The sequence below is a fragment of the Herpetosiphon llansteffanensis genome (assembly GCF_003205875.1).
Classification (GTDB): Bacteria; Chloroflexota; Chloroflexia; order Chloroflexales; family Herpetosiphonaceae; genus Herpetosiphon; species Herpetosiphon llansteffanensis.
Genome location: NZ_PUBZ01000081.1, coordinates 300,183 through 311,808 on the forward strand (window position 1 = coordinate 300,183; position 11,626 = coordinate 311,808).

Below are 11,626 nucleotides of genomic sequence, written 5' to 3' on the forward strand. Positions count from 1 at the left end.
AAAGAACACTACCACCCAGCCGCATGAACTTTAGGGACTGCGAGAAAGGGGAACCGTGTGGGACATCGGACTGGTGAGCACGAGCGGGAGCGTTGCGGTGATCGGCGTGTGTCCGTGGCCACACGGAAGGGTTGCCAGCGATGCCTGCTGATACGCAACGCTGTGAATATCCGCCAGCTTGACCATGTGGACGGTCTGCGGGAGACAGTCAGGAGTCAGGGCGGTTGCCACAAAATATTGGTCGCTATTAATGGTGACCACAACCACTTGGGGATAGGCATACAGTCCCAGCGTGGGCGATAACGGGAGCACGGGGGTCGTGCCAAAGAGCGGTTTGGTTAAGATGATATCCGCCACCAACGGCGTATCCCGAAAATCGGTATATGCCTGGTGCTGACCCGCCCGAAAGGCCATATCTGCGGTCCCAAGGACGATCACCATCGCCACAATGAGCAGACTCACGCCGTCAAAGAGGGGCATTCGCATCGTGGCGGGCAGGCTCTGCGATCCGCGTTCCCAAAGACTCCGCGTCGCACCCAGACTCCCCGTGGTGCAGCCAAGCACCAATGGCCACCATCCCCTTAATCCGAGCAGCCATGCGATTCCTCCAGTCATCCCGCCAGCAAACAACCCCAGCACGATAATGACCATTCCGCGTCGTGGCGAGCGTACCAGCACCAGCCACATCCCGAGGCTGAACAACAGGAGCAACAATGCCCGTGTAACGGCAACCCAGCCAAATTCGCCATAGTCCCACAGCGTCCATGTTAATTCACTGCGCGGAATGACTAAGGCTTCATAGTAGCCAAAACTAAACTGGCGACCAACGAACCAGAGCGGGGCAACCACCAGTGGAATAACCCCACCCACCCCCAGCAGGAGGTTCTTTAACGCGGTGAGCGATGGCTGTGGATCAGGAGGTACGGTCATGATGCCTCCGCAATGGGATCGCCTGATCATCATGGGGGCACTTAAGCAGAATCGTATCGATCGGAACAGCAGGAAGGACTGACAAATCCATGGGCGACTCCTCAGACAGCGCTTAAGCGAGGCTTCTTCTTTAATAGATACCGTTCATTGCGATTTCTGGCATGGGTGGCAGAAAAATCACCCGCATGGGGGACGAAAGCGATAGGAATGAGTGGCGCGGCGATGATGGGGAAACAGCGTCCGTTTGCTGGATCACTTAATGATTGATTAGCCGAATAATCAATAATGGGTATCTTTTGTCCATTATCCTTCACAATACTGGAATTTATTCACATTGACCAACATTCGTGCGGTAAGCCGCAGACTGAACATAACGCTTTTTTGTAAATTCGTCGATGAACAAAGCTTTCGATGTTGTTCACAAGCCCAAGATTCGTGCTACCGAACGCCACGCCATTAAAAACATTAATACTGGGGCCGTTTTTCGCCGAATGGACATGCAGGGCATTTGCCTTCAGCAACGTAGATTTCCTCGGTTGGTACAGCTAACAATTGTACTGAAGTGATGGTTTTTTAGGGAAATTACTGTTGATTAATAGCGCGCTGGAGTAACAAGTGTCCAGTATATGGTCAGGATGTGGATGGCTCGGTCGCATGGCTTGCCATATGCTATAATTATACGAACATAAGTACCAAAAGGAGAGGTAAATGGCTTATACTGTCTGGGGGTCATTTGATTACTTTCGCAGCAACTATGTAGACCTCGGTTCTAAGAACACACAAACAGCTCGTTCAAGTAGGGATTATTTGCAAGGACAAATAAAAACCCTTGATGGAACATATCCCGGATTTCCTAAATTACTAGGCACTTTTATGGGGTTTGGATCATTTGCGAGAAGAACAAAAATTTTACCCCTAGATGACATAGATTTTTTTGTAATAATCAAAAGTAGTAATACTACAGAATCTCTTAGGCCAGAAGGTCATGTATGGTTGTATATTGAAGATACTTCATCACCTCTTTATCAATATAGAGATGACTTTGGCTATGTAAATTCAACAAAGATTTTACATAAAATTAGGGATGGTCTATCTACCGTTAGTATTTATGGCAAGGCTGATTTGAAAAAAAATATGCAGGCTGTAACATTAAAATTATCATCATACTCTTGGAATTTTGATATAGTTCCGGCAGTAGAGGTTCATAACTTAAGCGGAAAGATTACGCATTATTTGATTCCTAGTGGTCACGGGGAATGGATTAGAACAGATCCAAGAAGAGATGCAGAGTTTGTTACAACCGTAAATAAAAGTCACTCATCATTGTTTTTACCTACTATGCGTCTATTGAAATATTGGAATAAAAGAGTTCATAAACCAACTCTTTCATCATACTATTTTGAAACTTTAGTATTGAATATTTTTCAGTACGCATCATCTATAACATCTTACCAATCAGCGATTAAGTATTTCTTTGATAATCTTTCAACAAGGTTATTATTCCCTTGTCCAGACCCTAAAGGTCTCGGTTCAAATTTAGATGAAACTGTATCACTTGAAACAAAAATGAAAATTAATAGTGCTGCTATTGATGATGCTAATAATGCTAGATTGGCTATGTATCACGAAGGCCAAAACAATCACCAAGAAGCCATAAGCTATTGGCAAAAAATATTTGGTTTGGAGTTTCCTGCATATGGATAATGCGTCAAATCAATTAAAGCATGACCCCAGGGCCATTAGTAGATACCTTTTTGAGCGATCAAAACTTTGGTTTTCCATATCAATGACATTAAAGGCAAGTATACTGATAGTAGCCTCTATCGCTATATTTACTACTAACTTTTTTGCATTAGTAGCGCCATATACTGTTTATATATTTTCTATATGTTCTGAATTATGCATTTGGAGATCAGATACTATTAAAGGTATAGCTGATGGACTGTTGAGAAAATTGGATATGCGAGACTCTCTCGGATGGTCTTTACGGGCACAAGATATAAGAGATATCGTAATTCGATTGCCAAAGAAAATTAGAGAGTCTTTGCCTAATGAGAGAAGTGGAGAACAGTACTTTGAAAATAATAATCCTTACGGTATAGAAAAAACGATAGCAAATATTCAAGAAACCTCTTGGTGGAGTAAGCAAATTGCAAATTCTGCTTGGGTATTTACTTTGGTAATAAGTTGTATTCTACTTATTATATCCATTATCTTGCTTATTGTAAGTATTCAACTAACTCTCAAATCTGCAATTCTTAGCAATATTAGTCGTGTTGTAACTGCTACTATAACCTCTGTATTTACATCAGGATTATTCAAGTTGACGGTAAGTTATTATAGATTCTCTCAAAAGTCGGCACAAATTGAAAATCAGGCTATACATTTGATGCAAAATTCTTCAACTGAAATACAAATAGTAAAACTTTTTCATGAATATCAAGTCGCTCGTGCTACTGCTCCACTACTCCCAAGCTGGATTTGGAAGCTAAGAAATCAAGAACTGACGCAAATGTGGCATGATTACATGGATAAGAAAAAAATATAATTTAGTTGAATGTACTTTTATTTTTTAATGTTAGGCCGAATGGACAATCTTCCTACAATCGAAGATTTTGATTCACTCATACATGTAAGGTATAAAGTCAAAGGATAATGGAATCATGTCGAGGATTCTTATCATCATCAATTTATAGCCAAATAAGTCAATTTCCAACTGGCACAATATCCTTAGATCGCACTAAGTTACTGCGGATTTCAGGGAGGTACAAACTATCAAGACAATCGGTTTGGTATAAATTAAAAGATACTGGTAGTTCCAGTATTCTGTACAAACAGCAATCATGGCGATTAAATTGGATTTGATGAGGCTGAGTCGGAAATAATATTATGAAATAGGGTTAAGTACTTCTATCTATGAGGATCACTATGAACTATATTCAATTGTATGAGAAGGTTTGGATAGCAGCGATAACTATTTATAAAAGTGATCCAATAGCAGCACAAATGAAAGGTGTAAGTGTCACTAGTATAGCACAGTATATTTTGGAGGAAGGGCAATACATAACAAAAGATATTGAAGATGCGGTAAGATATGCTATGGAAGATCTTAAGTCAAATCACGTTGTATCACCACCTCCTATTACCACATCCAACCGCGATCGCTATATCCTAAAGCGTAGTGGATTAAATTTTTTCGCATATCGAGATACCTTACACATATATTTCAAGTGTATCACCGTTTCTCCTCTAGGTGTACAGATGCTTATTGTAATAGCTGATCGTACAAAAGATTTTTTGAGCGATCTTAACACCCACATGTGTCTAGATGATGAGGATCTCTATTGTAATGTAGGAATAGATGATTTTGCACTGATCGATATTGAGTTGAACCGACTAAAGAATAATAAGCTAATAACTGCTCTACAAACCAAGGATAATTGGTCAAACATCAGAATTACTTATGCAGGATTAATATGGCTGGATAAAAATAAAACTTTGTATTTTCCACAAGAATAGAAAAGAATACCTCTTTGATGTACTATCAACACAAACACTCATCCTTTGTGCTACCATAAGTAAGACAGGGCCGATATAGGGATTTTAAGTCGAGGGATGTAAGGAATTCCTAACCGCCCACAAAACCAACACTAGGCAAACCTCCAAGTTCGCCCATGAGCTACTTATACCTAGTAAAATGCACGGCTACTAAACCATAAAATAATATTTCAAGAGGATTTCTATGCAGTATTCATTCGAATTACCTCTCCCTAATAGAGAAGCAATAGATATTTTCAGCTCCGTAAATAATGAGCCTCTTTTAGAAGACTTTACTGATCGTGGTGCAGTCTATACACGCTCTGAGGTGATAGATCTCATCCTTAATATTGCAGAATATACGGTTGATAAACCATTATGGTCATATAGGATATTAGAGCCATCCTGTGGTGAAGGTGATTTCTTAGAGGTCATTGTGGATAGGCTCTTATCTGTCTATGCTCCTTATTTGTCCCACAAAACTGATCCAGAGATTATTCATGATCTTAAAAGTACAATTCTTGCATTTGATATTCATTTACCGAGCCTCCAATATACAATAAAACGATTAAGTCGTATTTTTCATGCGCATAACGTATCGATAAATGTTACGAATCAACTCCTTAGCGTATGGTTACATCATGGTGATTTTCTCCTAGAAGATATTCCTCCTGTCTTTACTCACGTTATAGGGAATCCACCATACATTCGTCATGAGTCTATCGCATCACATCTCATTAAACAATATAGAAGTCGCTATAACACAATGACCGATCGTGCAGATATATATATACCTTTTATTGAAAAAGGGTTGCAGTGTTTGGTTCCAGGTGGGACTATCGCTATCATTTGTTCAGATCGTTGGACAAAGAATCGCTATGGAGAAAAACTCCGTAACCTTATAACCACAAAATACCATCTTGATATTTATATTGATATGTCGAAGGTGAATCCCTTCCAGCAAACGGTGGCAGCATATCCTGCGATTACCCTGATTCGCAATGCAAAACCCAGCAAAACACGGGTGGCCTATTGTCCGTCCTTAGATGACATAACGATTCAGAAACTATCGAACGCATTCAATCAAAACGGGACACCCACAAACGCAAGTTTCATCCATGAAACAGTGCAACTTCCTGGCGGAACCTATCCATGGATGTTAAATAACAGCAGCCAGCTACCATTAATAAAACGGCTTGAACGTACCTTTCCGTTGATTGAGGAGACTGGTTGTAGTGTTCGCATAGGAGTTGCAACTGGTGCCGATAAAATCTTTATCCAACCTTACGACAATTTCCCGATTGAAGATGATAGAAAATTGCCGATTGTAAAACCACAAGATATTGTCTCAAATGCCATTCAATGGCACGGTCTAGGAGTATTAAATCCATTTAATGATGATGGAACGCTCATTAACTTACAAGACTATCCACGAGTGTCAGCATATCTTTCGGCTCACGAGTCAGTGTTACGACAACGCCATTGTGCCCGAATGAATCCTCGATCGTGGTATCGAACTATCGATCGGATTCATCCTACCCTTACCACAACACCCAAACTCCTGATTCCCGATATTAAGGATGAGCCACACATCGTCTACGACCAAGGCAATTTTTATCCTCATCATAATTTATATGTAATTACTGCGACTCAATGGGACTTACATGCATTACTCACCGTTTTACGCTCAAAAATAATGCATCTTTTTATCGCTGCGTACTCAACAAAAATAAGTGGCGGTTATTTCCGTTTCCAGGCACAATACCTTCGTCGTATTCGGCTTCCGATGTGGTCGGATATATCACTTGATCTTCAGCAAGCTCTCTGCGAGGCAGGTCGAACAAATAATATTCAAGAAGGATTAAAAGCGACATTCGATCTCTATACTATATCGGCCCATGAACAATCGCTTCTTTTGTCATTAAGCAAGTAATAAGGTACAACAATGACCCTTGATTTAGCAAATTATCACCTAAAAGCGCAAAATGCCATCAAGATTTTTTGGCAGAACAGGGATAGTGCACGCATACAGCACACTACATTAGGAGGAATGGATCGGGGAGAACGCAGTGCCGTAACACAAGGAAAGAATTTGGATGGTTTTATTGATTTGATCAGTGACATCGTAACCCTGAATGGGTTACCAGCGACATCGATTTATCGTAATCGTGGCATTACGACATTACCAGGCTACTTTCGTCCAACAAAAGCATGGGATCTCCTGATTATCCATGAAGAACGATTAGTCGCCGCTTTGGAATTTAAAAGTCATATTGGCCCATCGTTCGGGAATAATTTTAATAACCGTGTTGAAGAAGCATTAGGCAGTGCGATTGACTTATGGACAGCATACCGTGAAGGAGCATTGGGAAGTATCCAACGCCCCTTCATAGGATGGCTTATGCTGCTCGAAGATTGTCCAGAATCACAGCAACCGCGTAAGGAAAGAACGAAATTACGACATTTTACGGTGTTACCCGAATTTCAAGGTAAATCATATGCAGAACGGTATAGCATATTTTGTCAGAAATTAGTCCAAGAACGGCTATATACAACCGCAACTCTCTTGACATCTCCCCGAACGGCATTGCATACGGGAGAGTATACGACATTATCGGAAATAAGTGATCTTACGACATTTGTCTCAACATTAGCTGGTTATATTGCAGCAGAGGCCGCACGTTATAAAAATAAAACAGACTTAATATAGCCTTCCAAGAGAAATACTGGTCTTCTTAGTGGCAATTTACTATTCTCTTTTTAGAACATAGAGTACTGATATTTGGTACTCAATCGGCTAGACCTCATTGTGGGTTGTGAGCTCAATCTAGGTATTATTAGTTACTACACCGGTCTGTATCGTTTAGCGTTGACAACATTTCAAAAGGCAGAACGAGCCTACCGTGAAATGTCGCGGCTCTCGATGATGTATGCCTGTCAGCGCAATCAAGCTCTTGTGCTGAGGGCGCAAGGAGATCTGGTCGCGTCCTTGCGCATTCTTCAAAGTTTGGAAGACCCTATTAAACAAAGCGGCGATAAGCTTGAACAGGCGGAATACTGGCAATCGATTGCCCATATCCAGTCCGATCTCCATCATTATGGACAGGCGATGTACTTTTTTGCCCAAGCACAACACCAATTTCAACAATTGGGTAACCAAGCTGCAGTGGCCGAGTGCTTGTTGGAACAAGCTTGGTTAAACATTATGCACTTATCGTCTAGTGCGATTAGCGAGCAGAGTAATCAGTCTCGGCTCGAGAAGGCCGAGACTGCGTTGCAGCAGGCCGCTACCGAACTCAGGAACCGTCCATTTCATTATTGGCGGGTTCTTTATGCCCAAGGCAAATGTGCAGCCTTACAGAATCGAAAAATTGGCGCACTTAATTTGTATAAACAAGCAAGCGGCATTATTGCCTTGCTGCGACAAGAGATACTCAACATCCATGTCTCCAGCGCCATCTTTCATCAAGCTCAGCGGCTTTATACCGATGCAATACAATTGGCTATGCAGCAATATGACAGCCAAACACTTTTTCTCCTGATTGAGCAACAACGGTCTCTTAACCTTTACCATCATCTTCAGCAAAATCAGCAAACTGGCAAAGGGTTTTCAGGGAGATTGCCTGAGGATTTGCAGCGGCAAGTACAAGCCTTGCTACAAGATGAAGGATCGAGTGAAGCTATTGAATCAGCTCTCCAGTCCTTTACCGAAGCCTTACTGCATGCCAGTGCCATAGCACCACGCATTGATAGAATCATTGCGTTGCAGAGCGATATCGACAGCGTTCGTTCAATTCTGGGGAAGTGGTATCCGAACGGATGGTTGTCTGTTTCATATGCTTTCTGTGACGATCAGTTACTAATAATGGCGCTTGATCAGCATACGATCGAGTGCGTCACTGTGGCTTTTGATGCGAACTTAAAGGCTATGATTGATGAGGTGTGCTTATCGGAGTATCGCCTTTATACCTATGCTGATCTGGCCTATATCGATCGTCCAGAGTGTGGACCTTGGTCGAGATTGTCCACACTGGCAATACGCTTGCTGCCACCGTACATCCAGGGGAAATTACATCCAAACCTGCGCCTACTAATCAGTCCGGCAGGTCTTTTGCATAAGGTTCCATGGGCCGCGTTACGCATTGGTGAGGCATGGTTATGTGAACGCGCCACGATCCAGATCGTTCCAGGAATTGGTTACGTACAGTTTATTCCTAAGCCGCCGACTCAGCCTGGAGAAGGGCTGCTGATTGGCTGTCGCCATTTCAATGGAAGAGCGGATGATTTATTACATGTGGGTGAAGAACTAGATCACATTGCGCACGCCTATACAAACTTGACTATACATCGATGCGAAGATTCCATTGCCACCAGCGAATGTCTAACTATGTTATCTGAAACTAATCCTGTGGTTCACTATCGATTTATACACATCGCGACTCATGCGCAATTAGTGGCGGCTAAAGGCTTGCTGGCACACATTAAGTTTTGGGACCGTGAACTCCTATTCGATGAAATTGCTGCACTGAAGCTTGATGCTAGACTAGTGGTGCTCTCAATGTGCGATGGAAACCTGAGCGAAATTTTGCCAGGAGAGGAGGTATTAAGTCTTAGTCATGGCTTCTTGGCAGCTGGAGTCCAAGCAGTTATCTCAAGCCTTTGGCCGCTCGAAGACGAGCTTTCGCCGGGGATAATGCACATGTTATACGCTGGACTTGCTCAAGGTTTGGATGCCGCAGCCGCCCTTACCGACATGCAACGTGCTTGCATTACTAGTCGAGGCAGAATGAGTCTGCCAATTGCATGGGCGGGCCTGCAAATTATCGGAATTGATCAGTTGAATCACTAGCCTAGTAAAGGATATCACCTGTCATGACGGGCTGACAGCCGACATGCACAATGCTGTATCAATCTTTCGCTTGCCTAGTCTGAATGGTCTCACAATTGGACATAATCCGACCCTAGTGAAATGCTGGTGATTGGATTGATGTGGTATTCAGCCAGTAACAAAATCTCTTTATGAAAAATTCATATACACCGACCAACTACTCTATCGGAGGTATAACAGTGGTAATCGAGGAATGTTAACCGCAAAGTAGTGGGTGGTACCAAGTCCACTATAGCGGTCATATAAAGTTTAACCTCCGCCGCAACCGGTAGGATCACAGGTGATAATCACGATCCCTATATATCTGGCCTTCAGGGTGTTTGCTCCGCCTGAGGCCAATACGAAAGGTATCAGTAATAAAGGTATCCATCGTCGGATAGTTCGCATTACAATGACCTCCATATCCCGTAAAGTTATTCAGCGCTGACATAAAATAACTTTACGAGGTGGGGTAACTGCAAACTATCCCTGAATTGGGATAGTTTGCAGCCATGGAATCATCTATCATCTGACGGGATACATTCGTGGAAGGTGGAATTCAATGGAATTGCGAAGAGCTTTTGTAGCTGATGACGATCTGCTATTTGGCGATGGTTTAATAAGTATGCTCGATCGGCTTGGATATACAACCAAGCGGACTATATCTATAAACGATGCCATAGCAACGATTAACGCAGAGTCGGAAGCCTATGATCTGGCGTTTGTTGACTTGCTAATGCCAATGGATTCCCTGAGCATACAACAGGATAAAGATGCACCCCATGGGACGAGGATCATCACTCATCTAAAGGAACACTCGCCAACGACCGGAATAGTTGTTGTGACATCGTATCGCTGGCTGTTCAAAAATGTGATGAGTCTGTGGGCCAAAAGACTGGGGGGCATTATTGGGGTGGAAAAAGGCTCGTCGATTGCGATCTATCGGCAAGCCATCGATGCGGCTCGTCAGGGCAAAACTCAATTGTTTAGTAAAGATCTTGATGAGCCGCTGGCTGGCGCTCAGGATATTTTCCTGTCCTTGCTTGACCCCAATCTTGTCCCGCGAATTCTCGAGGTCGCTGGCTCTCTTGATATCCTTGGCAGTGGGGAGAAAAAGGTAGCCCAACTGATGGCATGGAGACCAGAGCACATTGCCAAATCGTTGGTATTCTCGGTCGAAACAGTGACGACATACAAACGCAATATTTATAGCAAACTCGATTTATATGATACCAACGAGGGACGAGAAACCTTGATTTTTCTGGCATCGGTGTATCAAAGCCTTGGCTCGGAAGCCCCATGAAAGCATTCAGATTGGTGGGTGCACTTGGGTTATGCATGGCCGTGCTGCTCGCAATGGTCATTAGTGTGCGTAGCAGCCTCAACTCTCTCGATCAGCCTGCGATTGAGATTGTCTACCTTTGGTCAGCAGCTAAAAGTTGCACTGAAGTCCATGTGCTAACTCCAGCATCTTGGATTCCCATAGCAGAGGGTATCCTGCAGCCAGGCGATTGTATTGTGAGTGTTGCCGGTGAGTCGATTGACTCGCCGGCGATGATTGCTAAACTCAAACCATTAGTCGACTTGCCGCTTGGATCACGCATGGTGCCAGTCAGAATTCAGCGCGAAGGTCAGGCTCCATTCAACGAACTTGTCCCCGCGATCAAAATGACATACTACCGCATCTTCCAAATTTATTTTACCCTATTTATTACCGCAATGATATTGTGGATCTTGGGGTTAATTATCTTTTTAACGAACCATCGCCTAGAGCAAAACGTAATATTTGCCCAAGCGCTCTGGTGTATCGCGCTTTGTGTGCTAGGCTCTATGCACAGATTGCCGACTATGGGTCAATATTTCACGCTGCTGACCGTTCTGATACCAATGCCGCTGGTGGGAGCCTTACTTTTTCATCTCGCATGGGTATTTCCCGTTCCAACATCGCGCAAGCTGGTCAAATATAGCTTATATCCCTTGGCATTCTATAGCGCATGGATTCATACCCAAGTGATTATGCACATCGGATCGGGCCTACCATGGGTACCGCTGCTCGCGAGGCGTGCAGGTTTAATTAACGGGTTCTTGATATTCAGCGGCTTTGTTATGCTCCTGTGGCGCTGGAGATATTTTCTGTACCGACAATCGGTACAAGCGCACCTCAACGGAATGTGTCAAGCACGATGAAACAAATGACAATGGAGCAAACGGACGATTAAAGAAGGATTATTCGCGCAATGCCGCCGTGATCGACGGATCCGCTGGCCCGACTGGGCGGTTAATCCACACAGC

At 43.2% G+C, this 11,626-nt stretch carries 9 protein-coding genes; 8 read left to right on the forward strand and 1 reads right to left on the reverse strand.

Annotation, left to right across the window (positions count from 1 at the left end; all coding sequences use genetic code 11):
* Positions 1–30: 30 nt before the first annotated feature.
* A complete protein-coding gene (locus C5S61_RS08060) occupies positions 31–930 on the reverse strand; it encodes a hypothetical protein (protein WP_110514552.1) in 900 nt (299 codons plus the stop codon).
* A 708-nt stretch (positions 931–1,638) separates the two neighbouring features.
* Between C5S61_RS08060 and C5S61_RS08065 the strand changes: the two genes are divergently transcribed.
* From C5S61_RS08065 to C5S61_RS08100, 8 genes are all read left to right on the forward strand, one after another.
* Positions 1,639–2,634: a nucleotidyltransferase family protein gene (locus C5S61_RS08065; protein ID WP_110514553.1), complete on the forward strand. Its 996-nt coding sequence runs from the start codon at positions 1,639–1,641 to the stop codon at positions 2,632–2,634.
* Positions 2,627–3,478: a hypothetical protein gene (locus C5S61_RS08070; protein WP_110514554.1), complete on the forward strand. Its 852-nt coding sequence runs from the start codon at positions 2,627–2,629 to the stop codon at positions 3,476–3,478. Before C5S61_RS08065 ends, C5S61_RS08070 begins: the two co-directional genes overlap by 8 nt.
* A 380-nt stretch (positions 3,479–3,858) precedes the next feature.
* The gene (locus C5S61_RS08075; protein ID WP_110514555.1) at positions 3,859–4,449 is read left to right on the forward strand and encodes a hypothetical protein; all 591 of its coding nucleotides are present in this window, start codon (positions 3,859–3,861) and stop codon (positions 4,447–4,449) included.
* Positions 4,450–4,672: 223 nt separating this feature from the next.
* Positions 4,673–6,400 carry an Eco57I restriction-modification methylase domain-containing protein gene (locus C5S61_RS08080; RefSeq protein ID WP_110514556.1) on the forward strand — a complete coding sequence of 576 codons (1,728 nt, stop codon included), beginning with the start codon at positions 4,673–4,675 and terminating at the stop codon, positions 6,398–6,400.
* 12 nt (positions 6,401–6,412) lie between these two features.
* Positions 6,413–7,177 carry a PaeR7I family type II restriction endonuclease gene (locus C5S61_RS08085; RefSeq protein ID WP_110514557.1) on the forward strand — a complete coding sequence of 255 codons (765 nt, stop codon included), beginning with the start codon at positions 6,413–6,415 and terminating at the stop codon, positions 7,175–7,177.
* A 198-nt stretch (positions 7,178–7,375) separates the two neighbouring features.
* Positions 7,376–9,316 (forward strand): CHAT domain-containing protein, encoded by a 1,941-nt coding sequence (locus C5S61_RS08090; protein WP_110514558.1) that lies wholly within the window; start codon positions 7,376–7,378, stop codon positions 9,314–9,316.
* Between the two features lie 580 nt (positions 9,317–9,896).
* Complete coding sequence (locus C5S61_RS08095; protein WP_110514559.1) at positions 9,897–10,637, forward strand: response regulator transcription factor; 741 nt, start codon at positions 9,897–9,899, stop codon at positions 10,635–10,637.
* On the forward strand, positions 10,634–11,521 hold the full coding sequence (locus C5S61_RS08100; RefSeq protein WP_110514560.1) for a hypothetical protein: 888 nt from the start codon (positions 10,634–10,636) through the stop codon (positions 11,519–11,521). Before C5S61_RS08095 ends, C5S61_RS08100 begins: the two co-directional genes overlap by 4 nt.
* Positions 11,522–11,626 lie beyond the last annotated feature (105 nt).

Excerpts from the sequence above, each read along its gene's own strand:
- C5S61_RS08060 (WP_110514552.1), bottom strand. The coding sequence starts at position 930 with ATGACCGTACCTCCTGATCCACAGCCATCGCTCACCGCGTTAAAGAAC.
- C5S61_RS08065 (WP_110514553.1), top strand. The coding sequence starts at position 1,639 with ATGGCTTATACTGTCTGGGGGTCATTTGATTACTTTCGCAGCAACTAT.
- C5S61_RS08070 (WP_110514554.1), top strand. The coding sequence starts at position 2,627 with ATGGATAATGCGTCAAATCAATTAAAGCATGACCCCAGGGCCATTAGT.
- C5S61_RS08075 (WP_110514555.1), top strand. The coding sequence starts at position 3,859 with ATGAACTATATTCAATTGTATGAGAAGGTTTGGATAGCAGCGATAACT.
- C5S61_RS08080 (WP_110514556.1), top strand. The coding sequence starts at position 4,673 with ATGCAGTATTCATTCGAATTACCTCTCCCTAATAGAGAAGCAATAGAT.
- C5S61_RS08085 (WP_110514557.1), top strand. The coding sequence starts at position 6,413 with ATGACCCTTGATTTAGCAAATTATCACCTAAAAGCGCAAAATGCCATC.
- C5S61_RS08090 (WP_110514558.1), top strand. The coding sequence starts at position 7,376 with ATGTCGCGGCTCTCGATGATGTATGCCTGTCAGCGCAATCAAGCTCTT.
- C5S61_RS08095 (WP_110514559.1), top strand. The coding sequence starts at position 9,897 with ATGGAATTGCGAAGAGCTTTTGTAGCTGATGACGATCTGCTATTTGGC.
- C5S61_RS08100 (WP_110514560.1), top strand. The coding sequence starts at position 10,634 with ATGAAAGCATTCAGATTGGTGGGTGCACTTGGGTTATGCATGGCCGTG.